Annotated in this window: 31 protein-coding genes and 1 pseudogene; 13 read left to right on the forward strand and 19 right to left on the reverse strand. The window is 59.0% G+C overall.

Annotated features, from left to right (window positions below; all coding sequences use genetic code 11):
- Window positions 1-5: 5 nt before the first annotated feature.
- On the reverse strand, window positions 6-800 hold the full coding sequence (locus tag HL657_RS12400) for an acetoacetate decarboxylase family protein (protein WP_317297125.1): 795 nt from the start codon (window positions 798-800) through the stop codon (window positions 6-8).
- Between the two features lie 316 nt (window positions 801-1116).
- On the opposite strand from HL657_RS12400, the gene HL657_RS12405 reads away from it, so the two are divergent.
- Window positions 1117-1752, forward strand: a complete 636-nt coding sequence (locus HL657_RS12405; RefSeq protein WP_317297126.1) for a hypothetical protein — start codon at window positions 1117-1119, stop codon at window positions 1750-1752.
- Window positions 1749-2357, forward strand: a complete 609-nt coding sequence (locus HL657_RS12410; protein WP_317297127.1) for a hypothetical protein — start codon at window positions 1749-1751, stop codon at window positions 2355-2357. Before HL657_RS12405 ends, HL657_RS12410 begins: the two co-directional genes overlap by 4 nt.
- A gap of 169 nt (window positions 2358-2526) precedes the next feature.
- On the opposite strand, the gene HL657_RS12415 is transcribed toward HL657_RS12410, so the two are convergent.
- Both HL657_RS12415 and HL657_RS12420 read right to left on the reverse strand, forming a co-directional pair.
- Window positions 2527-2769: a hypothetical protein gene (locus HL657_RS12415; protein ID WP_317297128.1), complete on the reverse strand. Its 243-nt coding sequence runs from the start codon at window positions 2767-2769 to the stop codon at window positions 2527-2529.
- A 150-nt stretch (window positions 2770-2919) separates the two neighbouring features.
- A complete protein-coding gene (locus tag HL657_RS12420; protein ID WP_317297129.1) occupies window positions 2920-3306 on the reverse strand; it encodes a hypothetical protein in 387 nt (128 codons plus the stop codon).
- Window positions 3307-3414: 108 nt separating this feature from the next.
- Between HL657_RS12420 and HL657_RS12425 the strand changes: the two genes are divergently transcribed.
- Window positions 3415-3759, forward strand: a complete 345-nt coding sequence (locus HL657_RS12425) for a DUF4405 domain-containing protein (RefSeq protein WP_317297130.1) — start codon at window positions 3415-3417, stop codon at window positions 3757-3759.
- On the opposite strand, the gene HL657_RS12430 is transcribed toward HL657_RS12425, so the two are convergent.
- Both HL657_RS12430 and HL657_RS12435 read right to left on the reverse strand, forming a co-directional pair.
- Window positions 3734-4213 carry a GNAT family N-acetyltransferase gene (locus tag HL657_RS12430; RefSeq protein WP_317297131.1) on the reverse strand — a complete coding sequence of 160 codons (480 nt, stop codon included), beginning with the start codon at window positions 4211-4213 and terminating at the stop codon, window positions 3734-3736. The genes HL657_RS12425 and HL657_RS12430 overlap by 26 nt on opposite strands.
- A gap of 198 nt (window positions 4214-4411) precedes the next feature.
- Window positions 4412-5155 carry a 4Fe-4S binding protein gene (locus tag HL657_RS12435; RefSeq protein WP_317297132.1) on the reverse strand — a complete coding sequence of 248 codons (744 nt, stop codon included), beginning with the start codon at window positions 5153-5155 and terminating at the stop codon, window positions 4412-4414.
- Between the two features lie 420 nt (window positions 5156-5575).
- Here HL657_RS12435 and HL657_RS12440 point away from each other — a divergent pair.
- Window positions 5576-5797 (forward strand): annotated as a pseudogene (locus tag HL657_RS12440) (sodium-dependent transporter); the annotation flags it as partial.
- Window positions 5798-5859: 62 nt separating this feature from the next.
- Here the strand turns inward: HL657_RS12440 and HL657_RS12445 are convergent.
- The 8 genes from HL657_RS12445 to HL657_RS12475 all read right to left on the reverse strand — a co-directional run bounded on the left by HL657_RS12445 (window position 5860) and on the right by HL657_RS12475 (window position 11508).
- The gene (locus HL657_RS12445; protein ID WP_048114571.1) at window positions 5860-7149 is read right to left on the reverse strand and encodes an ATP-binding protein; all 1290 of its coding nucleotides are present in this window, start codon (window positions 7147-7149) and stop codon (window positions 5860-5862) included.
- Window positions 7150-7300: 151 nt separating this feature from the next.
- Complete coding sequence (locus HL657_RS12450) at window positions 7301-8869, reverse strand: AAA family ATPase (protein WP_317297133.1); 1569 nt, start codon at window positions 8867-8869, stop codon at window positions 7301-7303.
- Between the two features lie 146 nt (window positions 8870-9015).
- Window positions 9016-9408: a VOC family protein gene (locus HL657_RS12455; protein ID WP_317297134.1), complete on the reverse strand. Its 393-nt coding sequence runs from the start codon at window positions 9406-9408 to the stop codon at window positions 9016-9018.
- 146 nt (window positions 9409-9554) lie between these two features.
- Window positions 9555-10205: a B3/B4 domain-containing protein gene (locus tag HL657_RS12460; protein WP_317297135.1), complete on the reverse strand. Its 651-nt coding sequence runs from the start codon at window positions 10203-10205 to the stop codon at window positions 9555-9557.
- 291 nt (window positions 10206-10496) lie between these two features.
- Window positions 10497-10934 carry a hypothetical protein gene (locus HL657_RS12465; protein WP_317297136.1) on the reverse strand — a complete coding sequence of 146 codons (438 nt, stop codon included), beginning with the start codon at window positions 10932-10934 and terminating at the stop codon, window positions 10497-10499.
- Window positions 10935-11032: 98 nt separating this feature from the next.
- Window positions 11033-11158: a type II toxin-antitoxin system HicA family toxin gene (locus HL657_RS12470; protein WP_317297137.1), complete on the reverse strand. Its 126-nt coding sequence runs from the start codon at window positions 11156-11158 to the stop codon at window positions 11033-11035.
- On the reverse strand, window positions 11139-11309 hold the full coding sequence (locus tag HL657_RS13480) for a type II toxin-antitoxin system HicA family toxin (protein ID WP_394804664.1): 171 nt from the start codon (window positions 11307-11309) through the stop codon (window positions 11139-11141). Before HL657_RS13480 ends, HL657_RS12470 begins: the two co-directional genes overlap by 20 nt.
- On the reverse strand, window positions 11296-11508 hold the full coding sequence (locus HL657_RS12475; RefSeq protein ID WP_317297138.1) for a type II toxin-antitoxin system HicB family antitoxin: 213 nt from the start codon (window positions 11506-11508) through the stop codon (window positions 11296-11298). Before HL657_RS12475 ends, HL657_RS13480 begins: the two co-directional genes overlap by 14 nt.
- A gap of 1013 nt (window positions 11509-12521) precedes the next feature.
- On the opposite strand from HL657_RS12475, the gene HL657_RS12480 reads away from it, so the two are divergent.
- The 3 genes from HL657_RS12480 to HL657_RS12485 all read left to right on the forward strand — a co-directional run bounded on the left by HL657_RS12480 (window position 12522) and on the right by HL657_RS12485 (window position 14969).
- Window positions 12522-13982, forward strand: coding sequence for an ATP-binding protein (locus tag HL657_RS12480; RefSeq protein ID WP_317297139.1), 1461 nt, complete (start codon window positions 12522-12524; stop codon window positions 13980-13982).
- Window positions 13983-14487: 505 nt separating this feature from the next.
- Window positions 14488-14712 carry a Fic family protein gene (locus tag HL657_RS13485; protein ID WP_394804666.1) on the forward strand — a complete coding sequence of 75 codons (225 nt, stop codon included), beginning with the start codon at window positions 14488-14490 and terminating at the stop codon, window positions 14710-14712.
- On the forward strand, window positions 14709-14969 hold the full coding sequence (locus tag HL657_RS12485; RefSeq protein WP_317297140.1) for a type II toxin-antitoxin system HicB family antitoxin: 261 nt from the start codon (window positions 14709-14711) through the stop codon (window positions 14967-14969). The genes HL657_RS13485 and HL657_RS12485 overlap by 4 nt, the downstream gene beginning before the upstream one ends.
- Before the next feature lie 85 nt (window positions 14970-15054).
- Here HL657_RS12485 and HL657_RS12490 read toward each other — a convergent pair whose 3' ends face one another.
- The 4 genes from HL657_RS12490 to HL657_RS12505 form a co-directional block, all read right to left on the reverse strand.
- Window positions 15055-15258, reverse strand: a complete 204-nt coding sequence (locus HL657_RS12490) for a hypothetical protein (protein ID WP_317297141.1) — start codon at window positions 15256-15258, stop codon at window positions 15055-15057.
- A 63-nt stretch (window positions 15259-15321) separates the two neighbouring features.
- Window positions 15322-15657, reverse strand: a complete 336-nt coding sequence (locus HL657_RS12495) for a type II toxin-antitoxin system PemK/MazF family toxin (RefSeq protein WP_317297142.1) — start codon at window positions 15655-15657, stop codon at window positions 15322-15324.
- A 1-nt stretch (window position 15658) separates the two neighbouring features.
- Window positions 15659-16138, reverse strand: coding sequence for a hypothetical protein (locus HL657_RS12500; RefSeq protein WP_317297143.1), 480 nt, complete (start codon window positions 16136-16138; stop codon window positions 15659-15661).
- Between the two features lie 40 nt (window positions 16139-16178).
- Window positions 16179-16520, reverse strand: a complete 342-nt coding sequence (locus tag HL657_RS12505) for a transcriptional regulator (RefSeq protein ID WP_317297144.1) — start codon at window positions 16518-16520, stop codon at window positions 16179-16181.
- Between the two features lie 384 nt (window positions 16521-16904).
- Between HL657_RS12505 and mntA the strand changes: the two genes are divergently transcribed.
- From mntA to HL657_RS12520, 3 genes are read left to right on the forward strand one after another with little or no spacing between them, the layout of a single operon-like run.
- Window positions 16905-17234, forward strand: a complete 330-nt coding sequence (mntA, locus tag HL657_RS12510; protein ID WP_317297145.1) for a type VII toxin-antitoxin system MntA family adenylyltransferase antitoxin — start codon at window positions 16905-16907, stop codon at window positions 17232-17234.
- A complete protein-coding gene (locus HL657_RS12515) occupies window positions 17194-17433 on the forward strand; it encodes a HepT-like ribonuclease domain-containing protein (protein WP_317297146.1) in 240 nt (79 codons plus the stop codon). The genes mntA and HL657_RS12515 overlap by 41 nt, the downstream gene beginning before the upstream one ends.
- On the forward strand, window positions 17418-17558 hold the full coding sequence (locus HL657_RS12520) for a HepT-like ribonuclease domain-containing protein (protein ID WP_317297147.1): 141 nt from the start codon (window positions 17418-17420) through the stop codon (window positions 17556-17558). Before HL657_RS12515 ends, HL657_RS12520 begins: the two co-directional genes overlap by 16 nt.
- A gap of 213 nt (window positions 17559-17771) precedes the next feature.
- Here the strand turns inward: HL657_RS12520 and HL657_RS12525 are convergent, their stop codons facing one another.
- On the reverse strand, window positions 17772-18422 hold the full coding sequence (locus HL657_RS12525; RefSeq protein WP_317297148.1) for a B3/B4 domain-containing protein: 651 nt from the start codon (window positions 18420-18422) through the stop codon (window positions 17772-17774).
- A gap of 358 nt (window positions 18423-18780) precedes the next feature.
- On the opposite strand from HL657_RS12525, the gene HL657_RS12530 reads away from it, so the two are divergent.
- From HL657_RS12530 to HL657_RS12540, 3 genes are all read left to right on the forward strand, one after another.
- Window positions 18781-18990 (forward strand): hypothetical protein, encoded by a 210-nt coding sequence (locus HL657_RS12530; RefSeq protein ID WP_011843958.1) that lies wholly within the window; start codon window positions 18781-18783, stop codon window positions 18988-18990.
- Window positions 18991-19053: 63 nt separating this feature from the next.
- Complete coding sequence (locus HL657_RS12535; RefSeq protein WP_317297149.1) at window positions 19054-19374, forward strand: type II toxin-antitoxin system VapC family toxin; 321 nt, start codon at window positions 19054-19056, stop codon at window positions 19372-19374.
- 299 nt (window positions 19375-19673) lie between these two features.
- Entirely contained in the window at window positions 19674-20063 is a 390-nt protein-coding gene (locus tag HL657_RS12540) for a type II toxin-antitoxin system death-on-curing family toxin (protein WP_317297150.1), read from the forward strand.
- Here HL657_RS12540 and HL657_RS12545 read toward each other — a convergent pair.
- The gene (locus HL657_RS12545; RefSeq protein WP_317297151.1) at window positions 20060-20323 is read right to left on the reverse strand and encodes a hypothetical protein; all 264 of its coding nucleotides are present in this window, start codon (window positions 20321-20323) and stop codon (window positions 20060-20062) included. The genes HL657_RS12540 and HL657_RS12545 overlap by 4 nt on opposite strands.
- Between the last annotated feature and the right edge of the window lie 350 nt (window positions 20324-20673).

Below are 20673 nucleotides of genomic sequence, written 5' to 3' on the forward strand. Positions count from 1 at the left end.
TGCCCTTACTCGATCACCCTCGCACCCATCGCACGAAGGATGGCCCTCCCCTCGATCAGTGCCGCCTGCGTCACCCGTTTTATGGGCAGGGCCGCGAGGCTGTTGACGATGTAATACTGGGCCGGACTCTGCATCGGGGTCAGTTCGGTCCATTTCAGGCTGCCCTTTCCAACCTCTGCCGTCTCCACCTCCATGCCCTGGGGGTAGAGGACGAACTGGGAGAGGTCCGCTCCCGGAGCGCCGACCTTCGGGATGTAGCGCCACCCGAGGGTGTTCATGGAGAGGAACTGCGACTTCAGGGCATCGAGATCCTGCCCGGCGATCGATCCCGTGGCCTCGAAGTCCATGTTGAGGAAGGTGTTCCCCTCGTAACTGACGGTCGTGGCGTAGTGAGGCCGGACGATATGCAGGTCTTCGATATCGGCGTAGATCTTCGGGATGCCGGTCTGCTCCCGCCCGCCGAGGATGGGGGCCGTTTTGTTCTCCCAGACCACCAGCGTGTAGGCGCCATCGATCTCGTCCTTCTTCCCGTGGAACCGGACCGGTGCCGCCACGTTGATCAGGTTGTACTGGCCGCCGTGCATCCAGTTAATCTCGGTGAATTTGTTGAACGCAACCTGCACCTCGGGGGCCAGGAGTTCGAATCCCTCGGGAATGTAGTTCTCAAGGAGGTCTCTCTCGGTTTCGTAACTGAGGGAGAGGGCGGTCGCCTTCTGCGTGACCAGCGTCTCCGGGTCGAATTTGCCGCCCCCGAAGTGGACCGGCATCAGATACGTAAAATCGTCTTGCGGTCGGAACATAACGTCCTCCAATCTTTTGCATGTCATCCTATTGGGCATATACTTTTTGAATCGTGCTTCTCCTGCATCTGATTTAGAAAATAAATCCTTTACTGCCGCAATAGATGGAACGGCCGGTGATCTCAACGATTCTTACCAGAGCCATCGCATCAGCGCCACAACGGTTCCAGATCGGCGGCGAGCTCCGCCTTCGATGCGACACTCAACCGGAGCAGGAATAGATATCTATATAACTATCCTGAATGCAGATCAGAGCATTTACTCGATCAACGCTATTAATCCATTTGTCGCCGGATAGAACCGCGGAGACGCAATTATGGAACTTACCAGCCAGCCGGGAGAGAAGACCGAGCCGATTACGAGAGCAGAGTCCGACCTTTCCCTCGAGGTCGTCATCCTGCTCGTCTTCGGGGTATTCATGTCCCTCTTCGGCCTGCTGCTCTTCAGGATTCATACGGGCGAGCTTCCATATGCCCCGGACAGCACCTACGGACTTTTTCTCGTGATCGTCTCGTTTCAGGTCATCACGATGGGAAAGACCCCGTTCGGCGATCTCCGGCGTTCGTGGGCGGTCATCCTTCTCGGGGTGTGCACGGCGGTTATCGGGATGGCCGCCTGCTTCGTTCCCGGAATGCTGGCCGGGCCGGTTCGCATCCTCGTCGGATTGCTCCTCTTTGCCGGGGGGATCGCTCTTCTCGCGCAGTTGTTCCTCTCCGAAGATAAAGCCCGGGTGTGGCTGAAGATCCCCGGCATACTCCGGCACCTGACGATCGCCTGCATCATCGTATACGTGATGTCGATCATCCTCGGCCTCGTCACGCTCCTTCCCGGCATTACGACCGACGGCGAGACCGCGGTCCTTCTCATCATCTACGGCATCGGCTTCTTCTACCTTGCCTGGTGCATCCAGAAGGTTGCCCGGACGTATCCCCCCGGAGAGACCCCGGCATGACTCCAGACGACCTTCACGCAAAAGACGGGTTCGGGTTCTTCGGGGAGGCCTCCCTCCCCCTCTCGATTGCCCTGGTCATCCCGGTCGGCGTGCTGCTGGTGCTCCTCGGGCTGCTGCTCATCCCGGTGAACCTCGGATTAATCCCGTTCTCCCCGGACGGTCAGCTCGGCCTGCTGCTCGTCATCATGGCCATTCAGATGCTGGCCCTGGGGGAGACTCCGATGGGCCAGTACAAACGCTCGTGGCTGCTGATCGTCATCGGGATCGTCTTCGCCGCAATGGGGATCTTCTCCTGCATCGTTCCGGGCATCCTGACCGGCGTGATCCAGCTGCTTCTCGCGATCCTCAACATCGCCGGGGGAGTGATACTCCTTGCAAAGCGGTTCCTCCCGATGCTGCACAGTGCCGGGGACCCGGCGGCCCCTCTCCCGCCCATCCTCAAACGGCTCCTGGTTACCCTGACGGTCTTGAACGTCGTGGCGATCGCGTTCGGTATCAGCATGCTGCTGCCGGGCCTGGTTCCGGGCATGGTCATTGCGGGGATCGTCGTGATCAACGGCCTGCTCCTCTTCGTCCTGGTATCCATCCTCTTAAAGCTCGGTTAGTCAGGGGTATCTTCAGGGCCGTTCCAAGAGGAGCAGGGACCTGGACTTCACCCCACGGGGCTCGGGAATCTCGCGGGTGTGAAGAGAGGGACGAGCTGGGAGGATATTCACCGCCCGTTTTGCCCGCAGGCGCAGTTCTCGTCCCGCAACGTCCGACGGTGCCGTCCGATCAACCCGGGCCTCGCTCCCCCTCCATCCTCTTCGCCTTCATCTCCTTCGCCCGGGCGATGAGATACTCCAGTTCAACCAGTTCCCCGGCAGTCCCGCAGGCGCCCCTGCTGCACGCCCCGTCATGCAGCCTCCAGCACTCCTGCTCGATGCGGTTGAGGTCGTCCATCGAATAGAGATGGTATCGGGCAAGGATCTCTCCATGCTCACGGACAAACGCGGCGATCTCCTCGAGGAGAACCATTCGGTCTGCTCTTGCCGTCCGATCCGGCGACCCTGGCGTGCACCGGCCTGAAGCAGGGTGTTCCATAATACGCCCTCGCCGCACGAGGAGTTAGCCTTTCCGGAAACGACGGGAGCCGCCTTCACCGGCAGGGATGCGGGCCGGAGCCGGTCATTCCCGGCTGATCCGCGAAACGATCTCCTTCACGCTCCCGGCAACGGTGAAGGCCACGCCCTGCACCCAGACCGTAAAGAAATCCAGGGCAACGGAGAGAAGCGACTCTTCCGGGAACATACGGTTGCGCACGTTCCGGAGCGAAAAGCACGCGAGCAGCATCCATACGGTTGCAACGAGCCCCTGGCCGACCATCGATATCCAGAGCCCGAGGGTGGCGAAGACCAGCGCCATACTGTAGCCGAGGATGCTCGTGAAGAGCGCCGAGAAGAAGTTCAGCACGGTGCCGCGCGACAGCACGTCGCGGAGCTGCGGCAGGAGCATGACCGCGAAGAGTACCGTGATGCCGGTAATTGCAACATCCTGCCAGCTCGTTTTGATCACGTCGTCCCGTGCACACGCGGTGCAGCCTGAAGATATCGACCTCCGGACATATCAGTCCACCAGATCCGGGGGCGCGGGATATATATCCTGCAAATGACAGGGGTGACCATGAAGCAGATCGCCATCAACGCGCTCGTCGACATCGGATGCCTGATCACGTTCATTCCCTCGGTTATTTCGGGACTCGTGCTCTATCTTGTCCTGCCTTCCGGAGGCGGGCGGGGCAGCGGATGGGAACTGTTCCTCGACATCCCCCGCAGCCAGTGGGTTGTCATGCACGACAACTCGAGTCTCGTGTTTGCCGCCCTGATCATCATCCATCTACTCCTGCACTGGAAATTCTTCCGGCACATCAACAGATATTTTACCAGGGATACAACGAGCAATGCGCAATCGGAAGGCGGCCAACAGCCCCGGAACACGCGGCCTACCGGCCTTCGTCCAGGGCCTTGACCATCGCATAATAGTCCAGCCTTTTCCCGCTCCCTACGGGGATGTACGCCTCGCACTCCGTCGTGTAGCCAAGCCTGTCGTAGAACCGTTTCGACGGCAGCGAGGCGGAGAGATCGACTCTCCGTACTCCGCGGCGGAGCGCCTCCCGCTCCAGGGCCTGCATCAGGAGGGCGCCGTATCCCCTGCGCTGGCGGGAAGGGTGCACGAAGACCCGTTTGATCGTCGTGCCGAGCAGGGTTCCGGTGCCGGCGATCCGGCCGCCGGGTGCGAGGACAAAGGTGCAGCCCCGGTCTGCATCCAGAAGGATCTGCTCCACGGTATGGTACTCGAGGAAGTAATCTATCGCTTCCCGCGGGTAGCTTTTTGCATACGAAACCTCTATCGTCTCGACGACGAGCCTGCTCACGTCCTCGATGTCCCCAGGAAGGAACCTCCGGAGCGGAATATCCTCCATGATCCTCGTGGGGAGATGGTACTCCTTGCGGGATAATCGTTCCGGGGGGTCCATTCCCCGTCAGCGGAGATGGTTCCCAACGAGAGGCACGGTGTCCTTCGGGTCGGATGCACGAACTATAAGGATCCTCTCTTTCCGATCACAGCAGGGGTTTGAGAACAATCCGCGTGGTGGATGCACGGCAGGGGGAGCCGGCCTTCATCTCTCCCCCTCGGCTCCCGGAAACGCCGGGCACCCGGTGACGCAGAGGCTGCACCGGATCGTTGCCGTCCGGGCGACGAGCGGCGCAAGCGGGGCCATACCCCTGAGCAGCAACTGCCGCCGGAGCAGCCACTTCACGGCCGGGACGACCGGGGGCGGGACCCATGCCCGTATCGTCCGGCACCGGAACGCATCGACGCCGTCCGGCCCGATCGCCCCTTCCGGGCATGCCCGGATGCAGGCTCCGCACCCGGTGCAGAGCGGCGCACCGGTATTTCTGTACCCGGCTTCCTGAACCGGGGAGCCGGCCACGACACCGGCAAGGAGCAGCTGCGGGCCGAAGCGGGGATTGAGGAGGAGGGTATTCTTTCCGATCTCCCCGAGCCCCCCGGCTGCTGCGATATGTTTCAGCCGGACGACGCCCTGAACCCTCCCGTCGACGACCCGCACGGGCAGGAAAAGCGGAACCGGGAGGGCCGGGATGCCTTCTCTCTCCAGGCGGCCGGCGAGCCGCCCGGCAGCGTCGTCCAGGCTCTCTGCAATCCGGAGCATCTGTTGGGTCTTCTCTCTTGGCGGCATCCGGTACACCGGGACCGGGACTTCCTTCCCGAAGACAATCACGGACCGGGCGGGCGGGAGAAACTCCAGCACCGATGCCCTGTCGGCATCGGGGAGATCCTCGATGGCAACCCGGGAGAAGATGTCGACTCCCTCATCTCCAAAGAACGTCGCAAGATCCATCCCGGCACATCCTGGAGAGCATGGGTGCGAATGCCTCATCAGGGTATTGGTGAGACCAGCGGGAACCATTTTCCTAGTTCTATTCCGGGAAGGCGAAGATGGCGGCGAGGTTGTTCTTCGACTCTTCCCGGAAGCATCCCTTGCACGACGCAGAATAGCGACAGGCTGCAATCTGGAATCCTGGAACGCGAGGAGGATAAGAGTACCGGTCCGGGTCGAACCGCATCAGAAGGGGCGATGCATGAATCCCGGCAGTTCCGGAATTCAACCTGAGATATTTTATCTATTGCGAAAAAGGGCTGACCAAGCGGTATTGAACCCACGGCCCCTACCATACCGGGGTAAAGAGACCTTTCCCGGGCTGCATCTGCGAACGATAACGACATATCTTTCCCGCCCCGGACTCAAGATATCTGAGTAATGAGTGCAGGAGAGCGCTGGAGCTCACGGCTCACCTTCGTACTCGCCGGGATAGGGGCGGCAATCGGCCTCGGAAACCTCTGGCGCTTCCCCTATATCTGTTATGACAACGGCGGCGGGGCGTTTCTTCTGCCCTACGTCATCGCCCTGCTCTTTGCCGGCATTCCGCTCTGGCTGATGGAGAGCGCTCTCGGATACCGGGCGCGGGCAGGAGTACCCGGCTCGTTCAGGGCGCTTATCGGCCGAAAGACCTCCGGGACGCCTGGAGAGAGGCACGACCGACCTCAGCCGGCGCCGAGCAGCCACTTCCAGAGCGGGATATACCGGACGGCTCCCTCTCTCTTCTCCGTATCTTTCGTGAGAAGGATGCACTCCCGCACCCCGGAGCCGTGGAGGTCTGCAAATTCAAGCAGCGCTTTTTCCTCCCGGGTGGAGAGAGCATCCGTATACGAGACGTTGATGGCCGAGAGCGACCGGTCGGGGTTTTTAACCACGAAATCAACCTCGCCCTGCTTCTTCCAGTAGTAGACCTCACGACCCTGCTTCTTGAGCTCGATGAAGACGAGGTTCTCCGCAAGTCTTCCCTCGTCCTCCGAGAACCGGAACGATACGGCATTCCGGAGACCGTTGTCGATGCAGTAGATCTTTTTATTGTTCCGGCTCTGTGTTTTCAGCGAGTAACTGAAGTACTGGACTTCAAAGAGGATCTTCGCCCTCTGTGCGTAGTAGAGGTACTCCTTGATCGTCTCGAAGTCGATGCCGAGCACCTCCCGGAGGTTCCGGTAGGAGTAGGGTGAGGTTACGTTCGTCATGCAGTATACGAGCAGATCAGCGAGCGCCTTCTGGTTCCGCACCTCGTTGACCCGCACGATGTCGCGATAGACGATGCTGTCGTAGTATGCCTTCAGTTGGTCCCGCCGGATCGTCTCGTCATCCGAAAGGACGACCTGCGGAAAACCCCCTTCCCTGAGATACTCGCCGAGCAGGTGCAGGAGCCGGTACCTCGCCGCCGCGAGCGTGACAGGGTCGTGCGGCAGGTCCTCGCCCGAGAAGACCACGTACTCCGCGAAGTCGAGCGGGTAGATGTGAACCGGAAGATACCGCCCGGCGATGAGCATCGAGAGGTTTGAGTCGAGGAGGTATGACGTCGAGCCGGATATGATGAGGCTGAACTGCTTCCGGTCGTAAAGCGACTTTACCCACCGCTCCCAGCCCTCGACGGTCTGGATCTCGTCAAGGATGAGGTAGGCCTTATCACCACCGTATACGTCCCTGCGGTAGGTCTCAAGCAGCGTCTCAAGCGGATTCTCGAGCCGGGCAATCTCCGGCTCATCGCAGTTCACGAAGAGTATCGACCGCGGATCGACCCCGCGGTTGCGGATAAGATCGTCGATGACCTGGAAGAGGAGCGTTGTCTTGCCTGAACGCCGCACCCCCGTAAGGACAACGATCTCTCCGGTTCCAAGATACTTCTGTATCTTCGTGAAGTACTTCTCCCGCAGTATACCCGCATCGAAGGGTCTGCCGCTCCACCAGGGATTGAGGGCGGTGAGGAGGGCGAGGGGCGAGGGCATATGGTTTGTTGGAATATACTCCAGCATAAATGTTTGTTTTTGTTGGGTTATAATCAAACAAAATGCGATCCCCGGGGTCCTCTCTCGAAGGCATGCCGGGACACTGTGTCGACCCTGTCCGCCTCCCAAACGTTCTCACGTCAACTGGAACCTAGAGCCCCGGAGCCAGCTCCTCCGATCCCGTGATCACCCGTACAATCCCGGCGACGACCGCCCGCTCTTCCGGCTGCAGTCTCGTGTAATACAGCCGTGTGTTGTTCGCCTCGACGATTGCCACGGCGTCCGCGACCGGCTTTAAGAACCCCTCAAACCCGGCGCCCCCGGACGCGACGATCCCGCGAACGGCGCTTTTGATCACGCCGACCCGCCCCTCACCGACGATCCCTTTCAGGAAACCCGCCGTGATCCGCCGCACCGTGCCCGGGTCCAGGTCTTCCGCGTGCACGTATGCCTCACCTATCAGGGAGAGGCCGTTCGCCTCGTTTCCGTCCAGGAGTTCCTCCCGAGCGCGATCGAGCGAGAGCCGCGCCATTTGCGCCCGCGTCCCGGCGGCATGCGAAGCCCCCCGTTCGTGCCAGGCCTCCAGGAACTCGATGAGAGCACTCACGCGGTCCCGGCCGGCCGGTCTGCGCATCGCCCGCCAGAGCCAGAAGAGGCGATCCCGGACCTCGTACGACGTCCTCTTCCTCATCGGGCGGGAGACGACGTAGCCGTCCGCCTCCAGCCTCCGGAGCTGCGCGGTCACCGTCGCCGGGTTCAGCCGGGCACGCTCCGCGATATCCTTCGGCGTAAGGGGGGTATCCGCGCTGAGGATGGTATCGAAGATGAGCCTCCGCTGCCCGGGGAGTCTCCCGAACACCTCCCGGTAGTAGGGCGTCTGCTCGTCCATCATCCTGAAGAAGACGACCCCCATATCCCTGGTTCCGCATCGGGAGACGGCCTCGTACGCCTGGACGGCCAGCCGCGGACTGCCGCCGGCGAGGTGCAGCAGCCCCTCGATGCCGGGCTCGTAATCGGGGAAGTTCTCGATGAACGCGGTGTTGCCGTCCAGCCGTGCGACCCTCTGCATGAGTTCCTTCGCTTCGGCGTGTTCGAGTTCCCGGAGGTGAAAGACCCGGAAGAAGTTGTAGAACGGCTCGTCGTGGTCCGCAACCCCGGGGAAGAGCGACGGTGCCGACGCGACCACCGAGAAGAGATCCGTCCGCTGGAATATCGACCGTAGCGCCTGGGTCTCGCTACTGTCCATCTGAGTGAAGAGTTCGTGGACGTTGTCGGCGAATATCGCGATCTGTCTTCCAGCGGCCGCTTCGGTGAGGGTATCGACCGCAACGTCGCGGACCAGGGGGTCGTCGTCGAGTGCGGCGATCGTTGAAGTATCGATTCCCATCTCCTCGAGCACCCGGAGGAAGAAGTCGGACGCCCTGAATATCGAGTACTCCTCCTCCGCGAGTCTCACGGGGATAACCCGCTCCGAGAGCTCGCCCTGCACCCGATGGTAGAGCAGGCTCAGCAGGTGGGATTTCCCCGCGCCGTGGGAGCCGGTCAGGAGGAAGAACCGCGGCGTTCCGCTCCGGGATGCCTGGTCCAGTTCTTCCAGCATCTCCCCAAGGAGGTTCTCCCGGCCGACGAGGAGGTAGCGGAGCGTCTCGTCATCCAGCGCCCCGGGGGAGTGGCGGCAGGCGGCGGTGCTACCCGGTGAGGGACTTCCTACAGGCAACATGCTGCACCCAATGAGTGTGATGTATAACAGATGTGTTATATAACAATTTTGTTATGTTAAGGAGATCCGGGGGGGGGCGGCTCATGGTGCGGGTAACAATTAGAGATCCCGCCGGTTCAGGAGCGGGCCGCCTCCAGTAGAATAGTTCACTTTTGCAGTGTCTGGATCTGGATGAGGTTGCCGCAGGTGTCGTCGAAGACCGCTATGGTCACCTGGTCGAGAAGATCGGTCGGCTCCACCATGAACTCCACGCCCTGCGCTTTCAGCCTCTCATACTCCGCACGGACGTCTTCGACACCAAAGGAGGCGGCGGGGATGCCCTGTTCAGCGATCCCTTCCTGGTATGCCTGAACCACCGGATTGTCGTTCAGTTCAAGCAGCAGCTCGGTTCCGTTCCGGTCGTCCGGGGAGACGACGGTAAGCCACCGGTAGCCTTCGGCAGAGACGTCGTTCTTCTTCACAAAGCCCAGTGTTTCGGTGTAGAATTTCAGAGCCCTCTCCGGGTCATCGACAAACACCTTGGTCAGTATGATCTTCATGGTCGTCCATATCCGGAGAACTATATGCCTGTTTCGGCAACCGGTCGATCCGATGCACGCTTCAACGGAGCTGTACAGGAGACGGATTGATAACTCGCAATACAACAGCCGGGAAAGAGAGTGCGCAGGCCCGCTTCCATTCCTCATCACCGGATGCCGGAAGCGTATTCCCGCAGGTATGCGACGGCCAGTTCGTATGCCGAATAGACCTTCTCCCGCTCAATCCCCGGCACGCCGCATGCCACGATGTGAACCGTCGTTGTGGCGAGGGTGATCTTTGTTGCATCCGAGTCGCGGTACGGGTAGACGGCGACGACCGCATCCTCATCCGTCAGGATGACCTGGTTCTTATGGAGCATGACGGGTGCCGCCATCCCGATGCCGAGGAACGCTTCACCCTCTTCTGCAAACCGCATGGAGAGATCCCCGCCCAGGGTATCGGCATCGAACGCGGCAATGGGTATGCCTGTCCGGACTGAGGCCAGGTTATAGGCATCCACCGCGGTGTTGATCGCCGGGAGCATCTTCCCGGCCAGGATCCTTCGGACAAGAGCCTCCGAGGCAGGCCGTGTTTTGGTCGGATCGACGCCCACCCTCCAGAAGAAGTCCCGGTACGCCCTGAACAGGGGCTCATCCTTGATCCTCTCCAGCGTATACTGTTCTCTTACCTGGCGAACGACCTCGTCTCTCAGGCCGTTCAGGGCCGGACTCTTCTCCTGAATCGACAGCGGCCCGACATCGCCTTCTGCAACCGAGAGACCGGGGAATGTGGCAAGAATCTCCTTATGCATCTCCATGGCTCGTACCGTTCCTGCTGGATTGATTGAGCATCTCCAGCCTTAAGGAACGAACCATTCCAACGATGGAGATGCTCGCGTCAACGTTTCTTTCTGCCTTCAACAGTATTGACCTTTTTTGAATCCGGGGGAGATCAGACCCGGAGGAGGCTCACCCACCCCCAAGCACCCTCACCAGCACCGCCACCACCCCGCCGGCACTGGCGCCGATCGTCGAGATCCTCTTCTCTCGCACCTTGCGGTGCTCGAACTCCTGCTCGAAACCCTTCGGGTTTCTCGAGCTCCGGCCCTTCAGGCCATCGCACCCTTCGGGCAGTCGTTCTCCGGAACATCGTTCCTATCAGAGGCTCCCTCTCCTGCACGGCGGCGGGCGGGCTCCTTCTCTGTGTGGAGGGGGAACGCTACCGGATCGAGGCCGGGGATGTGAAGAGCCTGATCTTTGCCGGCCGGCCCGGAGTCGAAAACCTTTGGTTTTCTCCCGCTCCGGTCCTGAAGGACCATCGCGCCGGTCGTGCGGGAGCGGTGCGATGGTGCGACCGGGTTGACGATCGAGAGGCATGCGGCGGTGGATCCTGCTGGGAGAGCGGTGGCGATCCGGGTCCGGGCGGGGGCCTGGATCGTCCCGCTCGCCTCATTCCGGCGGGTGGCGTGTGGGGAGGAGGTGAGGGTGTTGGTTTTTGGGATTGTGGGGGAGGGCGACTGTCTGATAGATGGGGGTTTTAGCACCAATCTGAAGGATTCAACTCCCGAGGCCGGGGGGGTTTGAACCCGTGGCCTCTGATTGAATAGCGACGCGGAATGCCTGCGGCCAGCCGAGAAGGCCCCTCTCAAAGATACCGGGCAAAATCCTCAGGATCGATCTTCGCCAGCTTCAGGACGCTGCGAAGTGTACCGATCTTCAGCTCGTTGTGCAGCGGGACGACCGTCCCCACCTCACACCTTGCGGTGCTCAAGCTCCTGTCTTTCAGACAGTCGCACTTTCCCGTTTGGTGTCTCCTTTGAAAGGCGAACATGGCTCCCGGACTGCCCGCTTATGACGAATCCATACTGTTTCGAGAGTATCTTAATCACGGTCTCGCCGGAGGTGGGTTTAAGCCCGGGCACCCTCGGCCACCTCGAACGTCGTGATGATCGGCCGCCTCCCGTCTTCCAGCGGGAATTCTTCTAAGTACAGTTCCGTAGCATCTTTGAGGTTGGCCACCGCCTCTTCAACCGTCCTGCCCTGGCTGACGGTGCCGACCTCCGGGCACTCCGCGACGTACATATCCTCTTCCCTGTAGAGCACGGCCGTGAACGTCCTCATGATCTCACCGATAGAATAGCATCTCCTTTTGTGATGATAATACTGACCGACGTGTTCGGGCAGTCACCCCGCCTGCCCGGAAGAGTTCAAATGCGGGTTCAAATACGGATCCCGGAGGACGAACCCGACGATGGGGACGACGGTCCGGACGTTTGCACTTTTGCACCTGGTTTGCACCAGAATTTCGGGAAAAGTGCAAACGAAGAAAACCGCCATAGCAGGGAGAATTCTGATATTGGAGATATATGTACAAAGATATGTACAGATCAGAATAGTACTTTGCACCAGTTACCGGGAACGGAGAGCATGCCTGCAGGGGCAGGTGAGTCGGCTTTTCGTGTCTGTGAAACCCGCAGTGGTGCAAACGTGCTGGATATCTCGAAGATTATCGGCCAGATTTTGGAACCGGCTGCATCCGAAGGTTTTTGGAGGTGCAAAATTGGGTGCAAACGGGTGCAAAGGTGCAAACGATCGTCCCGGTCAACCCCGCCGTTCGCACCCGCTCGCACCCGGCGGCAGAGGACGAGCCTTGCCACGCCTACGGTCGCCAGCCGGTGTCGTCGATGCGGCGGGGCGGGGGCTCTACCCCTGCTACGACTATTTTGTATCGGCAAAGCGGCCTTCAAGGGCGCGACCGCTCCCGGGGGTGCTGGGGCACAGTGAGGAAAATCTCTGATTTTCCGGTCCACCGGACGTTTGCGCGGGTGAAGGTGGAGATCGGCCGGTGCGAGGTCTGCGGGGAGAAGAAGGCTGTTTATCAGTCGCGGGAGGCGCAGGCGGGGGTGTGGGAGGAACGACTGGCGCGAGCACCGCGAGCGGCAGGAGTTCGAGCACCGCCCGGTGCGGTGAACGTATATCATTGGGAAGACAACCAATGTAAACGTGACAACAGAGGAGCGGATCGCCCGGAATAGCTTGATCTTACTGTCCGGATGTGAGAGATCTGTACCTGCATACCCTGAAATAAAGAGGGTCGTGCGGAGTGGGAGAATGACTTTGAAGAGGGACATAAAATGAACGAGCGCGGAAGTTTATGCGACCTCATAGATGAACTGCGCCGCTATCCTAAAGAGAAGGAGTGGTTTGACTTCAAAGTAAACAACTCCGAACCACATATGGTAGGAGAATACATCTCCGCTTTGAGTAACTCGGCACTTCATCATCAGGTGAAGCACGGGTACCTGGTCTTTGGAATTGACGACGTTACTCATGAGATTATCGGCACGACATTCACTCCACAGACAGAGAAAGGTCGGGGGAACGAAGACCTCGAACCGTGGTTGAAACGGTTACTCGATCCCCGTGTCGATTTTTCATTTCATGAGACCACGTGCGAAGGGAAACCTGTTGTCATTGTTCAAATCGATGCCGCATACGAACGTCCCGTCAGATTTGATGGGACTGAGTACATCCGGGTAAGCTCATATAAAAAGAAACTCTCCGATCACCCTGAACTGGAGCGTAAGCTGTGGGCACTTACGCACCCCGTCAGATTCGAAGAAGGGTATGCATCTACGGGATTAACAGGCGATGAAGTGCTCGATCTTCTTGATTACCCGGCGATTTTTCACCTTCTTGAAATGCCGCTTCCAGAAAGCAAGTCAGGTATTTTGAAGAGGCTTGAAGAAGAACAAGCAATTTCCAGAGATGAGGCAGGATTTAACATCACTAACCTGGGTGCACTTCTCTTTGCACGTGACCTCGGCAACTTCCCGTCTCTCCGCAGGAAAGCGCTGCGCATCATTATATACGACGGCAAAGGCCGGACACGTGCGAAGAAAGAGCATAGTCCTCGCGGGGGATACGCCATCACGTTTGAGTCCACAATCGACTGGATCTGCGACCAACTGCCTTCCAACGAGGTCATTGCGGGTGCATTGCGGGTTGAGGAGAGGATGTACCCAAAGGTTGCAATCCGTGAATTCGCCGCGAATGCCCTCATCCATCAGGATTTCTCCATATCCGGGACCGGCCCCATGATTGAGATCTTTGATGCCCGGATGGAGATCTCAAATCCCGGGAAACCCCTGATCGAGCCCGACCGGTTCATTGACCATCCTCCCCGGTCACGGAATGAGACACTCGCCTCGATGATGCGCAGGATGAACATCTGCGAGGAGCGGGGAAGTGGAATTGATCGCGCCATCGAGTGTATTGAAATGTACCAATTGCCTGCGCCGGACTTTCAGGAAGACGAGGATTTCACACGCGTCACGCTCTTTGCGCATCGAAGTTATAGCGAGATGGGGCGGGAGGATAAAATCAGGGCCTGTTACCAGCATGCATGTCTCCTATATGTCTGCAGGGAGTTCATGACGAATGCTACACTAAGAAAGCGGTTGGGCATCGACGATCAGAATTACCCTATTGCATCCCGTATTATCAGTGATACAATGGAGGCAGGTCTGATTCGACTGCAGGACCCGGAAACTCGATCCAATAGATCCAGGAGGTATGTCCCGTACTGGGCTTAGGGTATGTAATCCACATGTACGGATCGTTCTGCCCCCGATCCGAAAAATCCATTTTTATGGGGATTTCTGGAAATGCATCGATGATCGTTAATTTTTGGTATGTAACGGGCATGTAATCCACAACGATCCTGGTATGTACATCACGGTTCACGGAGCAGGGCCTCCCTTCCTCGAAAAACTCTGGATCGAGCACTGCATCGTCCTATCTCCTCGTATATCGCTTTGCCGGATATGTAACCGATATGTAATCAGGAGTGCGGCGCCCCGGGGAAACCACCCCATCGATCTCAACCGTGACCACATTCCCTCCGCAACACACTTCCACAATATCTGAGCCCGGATGGGTGTATGGGCACGGGAACGCGGGACATGATCCGGCACTGCTCCGAAGCAGGGCTGCCGGAGCCGGAGTTTGCCGGGAGTGTATGGGTTCCGGACGATCGTTCGCCGGACTCTGGCTCCCGGCCAGGCACCACAGCCAGAGTCGCTTGAAGCGAGAGTTCTGGTGCTCTTGAGTGTCGCCCCCAGATCTAAAGCAGAATTATCAAGGGGGCTCGGGCAGAAAGAGATCTCCGGCCAATTGAATAAGGTCGTCCGTCAACTACTGGCCGATCAGATGCTCGAGTACACCATCCCTGAGAAACCCGGCAGTCAGCATCAGAAGTACCGCCTGACTGAGAAGGGTCGGGCTGCGGCAGCGAAACACGGTTCCGGAGGAGACACTCCGTGAGCCCTGCCGGCAAGCATGAAGCGAGAGGCTTGCACTATCGTATCCTCCTCCGAAGAGAGCTGGAAGGCGGGTATACCGTCGCCGTGCCGGCACTCGCCCGTGCTCGCGTCACATTCGGGGAGACCGTCGACGAGGCGATAGCGATGGTACGGGAGGCTATCGAACTCTATATTGAGCATCTTCTGGAAAAGGGTGAGGAGATTCCCACCGAAGAAGGGCTCCTGGAATACACCCTCACCGTCGAAACCCATGCCTGAACTTCCAGCACTCACGGCGCAGAACGTCATCTGGATTCTGAAAAAGGAGGGGCGGTGATCGAAGGGGCTCACCCTCTACCGACCGCTACGTAAATTGCCGAAGACCTTGACGAGGGAATCGGGAGCCCATCCTCCCGGAGCCCTTCGATGTGGAACTCAATCGCTTCGTGCATCCGCTCTTCCACTTCCTCGCGGGTCGCTCCGGTCGCCACGCACCGGCGGCGAGGTCCGGGGAGTATGCCGAGTAGTTGCCGTCGGTCTGCTCGACGATGACAAGAAATCGATACATTACTTTCGGCCCTGCCTGTTTGAGAACGCTGTTCAGCGTTCCCGGAGCAAGTTTGTCTGTCGGTTATTCCAGCGCCAACAGGTCCTTCAACAGAACGCTTATCGCTTCCATATCTTCGGCCGAACATCGCCCGATCTTTTTGACGAAACGGTCTTCTGAGAGGGCAACGATCTGGAAGACCAGCGCCGCACTGCTGGAGGAGAGCCCGTTCTGCGAACTTTTCTCGATGCCATGGGTGTGCGGGAACGAAAAAGCCGCCGGAGTCGTCGTGAGCGGGACCACGATTGTCATCCCCCCGTAAGAGACAGCGAGCACCACGGCGGGCCGGAGTCCGCTCTGCTCGTGTCCCCGTGCGTCGGTGAGGTCGACGAACCAGATATCGCCCCTGCTCCGGCGCATCTTAATGCCTCATCGACCGGATACCGGCCCGCTGCCACTCCTGCAGTTCGGCGTCGAGCGCCGCCTTCTCTTCGTCGGTGGGGACGAAGAGGTACTGCTTTGCCCGGTTGACGCCCTTGACGATCTGCTCATTTGAGTAGAAGGACTTCATTCTCCGGACTGTCCGGTATGCCTGCTCTGGCGGCTGGCGCATCTCGTAGGCCAGGTACCCGTAGGTCGCTCCGATCTCAAGCAGGGACGGGCTTTTATCGAAGAGGCCGGTGAGTCCGGCAACGGCATCCGCCTCGGCGGGAGAGAGCATGCTCTCCGTCTCACACCGGGAAAACTCGTCGGCATGCCGGTAGTACTCTCGTGCAAGGTCCGGCGAGTAGGGCCCCCGGACATAGAGGCGGAACGGATACACGAATTCGACACCCTTCAGTTTCAGCAGGTAGACGAACTTCTGGGCGATGAGCCGGTGCTCGAACAGATCCGTATTCATTCGGAATCCCGCTTCCCGGAAGCAGGCAATGACTTTGCTTCTATCGTTCACAGGTCTCACCCCCGCAGCCCAGGAGTTTGCAGAGCCAGCTCCGGACACGCCGCCACTCGGCGAGTCCTTCCGGGGTGATGGCGTAGAGCTCCAGTTCCTTCCCTTCGAGCGTCACCTTCTCGGAGCGGAGGTATCCCATCTCGACAAGTTTCTTGAGGTTTGCGTAGAGCACGCCGTCGCTCAGGTTCAGCCCGGCCTTGAGCTGCCGTGCGGTGGCCCCGTCCTCGCCGAGCTCGGAGAGCGCCCAGAGTATCTCCAGGCGCACCCGGGAGATGAGAGCGCTGTTCACGTCCTCGGACTCTTCCACGATTGCTATGAGATCATCAGGCATAGGCGACTTTCAACTTTGAGTAGATGTTGGAGCGAGGGGTGATAAAGGGTTCGGGCGGTGTACCCTGTCATACCAGCGGTTTTCTCGCGGCGCCTGTCCAGGTCGCATTTATCATCCCGGACGTTCAATACGCCAGTTAACCTGAGGTGCTTTTGAATGCTGGTTGAATTTGACGTATACTATGATGGGGGATGTGGCCGCGGCCTGTGCTGAACAGGAAGACCTCCGGATCCTGCCCGTAGCCCGTAATTTTGACCGTTAGTCCTTTGATGCCGGAGTTTTGTCCGGTGCGTTTGTACCAGGCCGGACTCGCTTCACCTTTCAAAAGACTGATGACGGAGCGGGGTAATACTGACAGTAGCATATGGGTGAGAGGCGAGCGAAATGGCTGAACGCAGGTTAACGGAGAAGTCCCGTGAGGAAATCGTTCGTATACTCACCCGGAACGGTGCCGACTGGATTGCGGTCTTCGGCTCCTATGCCCGGGGAGATGCCGGCCCAGCAAGTGATATCGACATTCTGGTCAGGTTCGCCCGCACAAAGAGTCTCTTCCAGCTTGTTCGAATCGAGGACGAACTCCGGCGTGCTCTCGGGAGAGACGTGGATCTTGTCACCGAGAACGCCGTGAGCCCTTACCTTGCCGATGCAATATACCGTGATGCCGTGGTGATCTATGACGCCGGAGGACCCCGCATATCTCCGCCACATCCTTGATGCCATCATAAGTATCGAGGATTTCTCCAAAGGAATTTCGTCGGCGCAGGACCTCCGGAACCGCCGGCTGGAACGCGCCGGGATCGAGCGCATGCTGACCATTATCGGCGAGGCGGCAAAGAAGATCTCCCCGGAGTTGCGCGAGAGTTATCCGGAGGCTCCCTGGAGAGAGGCCGGCCAGGGATGCGGGATAAGATAATCCATCACTACTTCGGTGTGGACTACGAATCGATATTCCTGACCATACAGGACGATCTCCCCGTGCTCAAGCGGGAAATCCGGTCCATCCTCGACGAGGTCGACCGCATCCGTTCCACCGGGTAGCATCGCGAAGATGCAGGCCACGCCGGGTACGCATACGATCGCTCCGTCGTGGAGGACTGATCTCAACGGCTGGCAACTTCTTTTGCAGAACCCGGGATCGGAGATCCGGTTCTCCGGGGTGGGTGCCGGACCGGGGGGCGTGTGTTCCGATCTTATGACTCGCAATAAAACAAGCCGGAGGTACAAAGAGAGCAGGGCCGCGTATACCCCGTATCACCGGCTGCCTGAAGCGTATTCCCGCAGGTATGCGGCAGCCAGTTCGTATGCCGAATGCACCTTCTCTCTCTCAATCCCCGGCACGCCGCATGCCACGATGTGCACCGTCGTTGTGGCGAGGGTGATCTTTGTTGCATCCGAGTCGCGGTACGGGTAGACGGCGACGATCGCGTCTTCATCCGTCAGGATGACCTGGTTCTTATGGAGCATGACGGGTGCCGCCATCCCGATGCCGAGGAACTCCTCGCCCTCTTCTGCAAACCTCATAACGAGCTCCCCGCCCAGGGTACCGGCGTCGAACGCCGCAATGGGTATGCCTGTCCGGACTGAGGCCAGGTTATAGGCATCCACCGCGGTGTTGATCGCCGGGAGCATCTTCCCGGCCAGGATCCTTCGGACAAGAGCCTCCGAGGCGGGCCGCGTTTTGGTCGGATCGACGCCCACCCGCCAGAAGAAGTCCCTGTATGCCCTGAACAGGGGCTCATCCTTGATCCTCTCCAGCGTATACTGTTCTCTTACCTGGCGAACGACCTCGTCTCTCAGGCCGTTCAGGGCCGGACTCTTCTCCTGAATCGACAGCGGCCCGACATCGCCTTCTGCAACCGAGAGACCGGGGAATGTGGCAAGAATCTCCTTATGCATCTCCATGGCTCGTACCGTTCCTGCTGAAGCGAGAGAACATCTCCATACTGCCCGGGGGAACGAACCGTTCCGGCGATGGAGATGCTCGCGTCAACGTTTCTGCCTTCAACCGTATTGACCTTTATTCCGCTCCGGCCGATTCGAACGCGGGGTCGGGCGGCTGCGGATAGGGTCGTCGACGATCCGGAAAAGAGAGCGTCGTCCTGCCTGATCGACGCACCTCCGCGAGGATAACGATCTCTCCGGCCCCAAACCGCCAGTCACGAAGGGAGCAGGAGCGTGGCCCCTCTCGATGAGGGGCGCCGGGGCAGGGCAACTATAATCTGCCTGGAACTCCCACATACGCATATCTGGAGTGTGCGGCATGGGAGTACAGTACATTTGCGATGCAGACGGGAGGAAGACCGACGTTATCGTGCCCATCGATCTCTGGGAGAGCCTGACCGCCGAAAAGCCTGCAGATGAACCGATCGGGGTTGCCGAGCCCGCGAGATACCGGGGCATATACCGGGACCGGGATCTCGACCTGGAAACCGAGGCCCGAAACTTGCGGAACGAGTGGAACCGGACATGAAACGGTACCTGCTCGATACGAACATCCTCATCTAGTACCTCGCAGACGCCATTCCGCCGGAGAGTGAGCGAGATAGAAGATATGCTCACCTCTTCGTTCCGGATCTCGATCATCACGAAGATCGAGTTTCTCGGCTGGAAGAAGCATACCCCAGAGGGATACGCGCTGGCCCGGGACTTCATCCGCTCGGCGGAAGTATATCCTCTGACCGATAGGATTGCCGACCGTGCCGTTCACCTGCGCCGAACGTGCGGGATGAAACTCCCCGATGCGGTCATTGCCGCCACTGCCCTCACGCATGAGTGCGCGCTCGTCACCCGGAACGAGAGCGATTTTTCCGGGATCTGCGCACTTGAAATCGTAAACCCGTTCGTCTGTGAGTAAGACGGGCAAGGTGGCGCCCGCACGGATAGGATATATCATTCGGGAATATACCGTTGTGAACAGGCACTGAGCCGGCATGACCTGCAGGGGATCCCGGGTCGGGTGAAGAGGTTCCTGCCGGGAAAGGAAGTACGTCTCACCGTCAAAGCCCGGCCTTCATGCCTGTAGCAGGCGAGACCCGCCCTCCTCACCTGCGGGAGTACTCGTTATGGGCCTTCTCGATCGTCATGATCTTCTCGATCAACGCAAGATCAACAGGTACAAGAGGCCCGGGGCGTAACCATAAAAAAGAACACCCCATGGTAGACTTCACGGTTGAGAAAATTATTGAAGTCCAGATCCGAATCATCGAGGCGAGCGATCATGAGGAAGACAAAAGGACTGAAGGGCTCGTCCGTGACCATGGGACACTTGACTTTCTCGTTGATAGAGCAAATCACATTGATGACGCATACAGGAAAGCGGCCTGGATGCTCTACAGCATTGCTGCCCGGCATCCCTTTTATCAGGGAAATAAGCGAACGGCTCTCATTGCTGCAGAAATGATCCTGATGCTTGAAGCGGGTTCCCCTATCACTGCTGATGAAGAGGTGATCGATCTCTATGTCCGCGAGGTTGCGACCTATCGGCACGGTCTCGAGGACGTAGAGTGCTGGATCCGGGGAAACTGCCGGAAAAAAGATGATTAGTGCCGGGCCAGGAGATCGAGCGCCCGGCTGTGCTTCTGTATTGCGAGCTCGAGGGCTTCGCGCTCAACCGTGGTGAGGCTTTTCTGCCCCTCTGCTACCGGGATATTGTCAGACGGAGGGATTCCGCCATACTCGATCGTGCCTGCCGGCTCGAACGTACCGGATATCGGGGGCGTATGGGTTGAATCATCGGACGAATAGCGCCGGGATGCCTTCACGGTCTCTTTTCTGGCATCAGATTCTCTGGTGTTGGGATGCACCTTCTCCTCCCCTCCCTCTGCTGAGTCTACTGTTCTTCAACCCTGAAACCTTGGTGTTGCAGGTACTTTAAGGTATAGATTGCCATGTTGAGGAAGCGGTTGGGTATCGATGATCAGAACCGCTCTATTACAGGCCAGGCGTGGATACGGGCACGGTTGATCTGAACTTCCGGCACTCACGGCCCAGAACGTCATCCGGATTCTGGAAGAAAAAGAGTCTGATGAGAACTTCGAAAAACCCCACCTCATCCAAAGTACTTTATAGCCACGGATCGACGTTTTTCTCATGAGCACGTTTACCAATTTTGCGATTCGGCACGAATATGCCAGCCTTGCCGCTCTGGGCGATC

It is taken from the genome of Methanoculleus nereidis, assembly GCF_032944295.1.
Classification (GTDB): Archaea; Halobacteriota; Methanomicrobia; order Methanomicrobiales; family Methanoculleaceae; genus Methanoculleus; species Methanoculleus nereidis.

Excerpts from the sequence above, each read along its gene's own strand:
- HL657_RS12400 (WP_317297125.1), bottom strand. The coding sequence starts at position 800 with ATGTTCCGACCGCAAGACGATTTTACGTATCTGATGCCGGTCCACTTC.
- HL657_RS12405 (WP_317297126.1), top strand. The coding sequence starts at position 1,117 with ATGGAACTTACCAGCCAGCCGGGAGAGAAGACCGAGCCGATTACGAGA.
- HL657_RS12410 (WP_317297127.1), top strand. The coding sequence starts at position 1,749 with ATGACTCCAGACGACCTTCACGCAAAAGACGGGTTCGGGTTCTTCGGG.
- HL657_RS12415 (WP_317297128.1), bottom strand. The coding sequence starts at position 2,769 with ATGGTTCTCCTCGAGGAGATCGCCGCGTTTGTCCGTGAGCATGGAGAG.
- HL657_RS12425 (WP_317297130.1), top strand. The coding sequence starts at position 3,415 with ATGAAGCAGATCGCCATCAACGCGCTCGTCGACATCGGATGCCTGATC.
- HL657_RS12430 (WP_317297131.1), bottom strand. The coding sequence starts at position 4,213 with ATGGAGGATATTCCGCTCCGGAGGTTCCTTCCTGGGGACATCGAGGAC.
- HL657_RS12435 (WP_317297132.1), bottom strand. The coding sequence starts at position 5,155 with ATGGATCTTGCGACGTTCTTTGGAGATGAGGGAGTCGACATCTTCTCC.
- HL657_RS12445 (WP_048114571.1), bottom strand. The coding sequence starts at position 7,149 with ATGCCCTCGCCCCTCGCCCTCCTCACCGCCCTCAATCCCTGGTGGAGC.
- HL657_RS12450 (WP_317297133.1), bottom strand. The coding sequence starts at position 8,869 with ATGTTGCCTGTAGGAAGTCCCTCACCGGGTAGCACCGCCGCCTGCCGC.
- HL657_RS12455 (WP_317297134.1), bottom strand. The coding sequence starts at position 9,408 with ATGAAGATCATACTGACCAAGGTGTTTGTCGATGACCCGGAGAGGGCT.
- HL657_RS12460 (WP_317297135.1), bottom strand. The coding sequence starts at position 10,205 with ATGGAGATGCATAAGGAGATTCTTGCCACATTCCCCGGTCTCTCGGTT.
- HL657_RS12475 (WP_317297138.1), bottom strand. The coding sequence starts at position 11,508 with ATGAGGACGTTCACGGCCGTGCTCTACAGGGAAGAGGATATGTACGTC.
- HL657_RS12480 (WP_317297139.1), top strand. The coding sequence starts at position 12,522 with ATGAACGAGCGCGGAAGTTTATGCGACCTCATAGATGAACTGCGCCGC.
- HL657_RS12490 (WP_317297141.1), bottom strand. The coding sequence starts at position 15,258 with ATGTATCGATTTCTTGTCATCGTCGAGCAGACCGACGGCAACTACTCG.
- HL657_RS12495 (WP_317297142.1), bottom strand. The coding sequence starts at position 15,657 with ATGCGCCGGAGCAGGGGCGATATCTGGTTCGTCGACCTCACCGACGCA.
- HL657_RS12500 (WP_317297143.1), bottom strand. The coding sequence starts at position 16,138 with ATGAATACGGATCTGTTCGAGCACCGGCTCATCGCCCAGAAGTTCGTC.
- HL657_RS12505 (WP_317297144.1), bottom strand. The coding sequence starts at position 16,520 with ATGCCTGATGATCTCATAGCAATCGTGGAAGAGTCCGAGGACGTGAAC.
- mntA (WP_317297145.1), top strand. The coding sequence starts at position 16,905 with ATGGCTGAACGCAGGTTAACGGAGAAGTCCCGTGAGGAAATCGTTCGT.
- HL657_RS12515 (WP_317297146.1), top strand. The coding sequence starts at position 17,194 with ATGACGCCGGAGGACCCCGCATATCTCCGCCACATCCTTGATGCCATC.
- HL657_RS12520 (WP_317297147.1), top strand. The coding sequence starts at position 17,418 with ATGCGGGATAAGATAATCCATCACTACTTCGGTGTGGACTACGAATCG.
- HL657_RS12525 (WP_317297148.1), bottom strand. The coding sequence starts at position 18,422 with ATGGAGATGCATAAGGAGATTCTTGCCACATTCCCCGGTCTCTCGGTT.
- HL657_RS12530 (WP_011843958.1), top strand. The coding sequence starts at position 18,781 with ATGGGAGTACAGTACATTTGCGATGCAGACGGGAGGAAGACCGACGTT.
- HL657_RS12540 (WP_317297150.1), top strand. The coding sequence starts at position 19,674 with ATGGTAGACTTCACGGTTGAGAAAATTATTGAAGTCCAGATCCGAATC.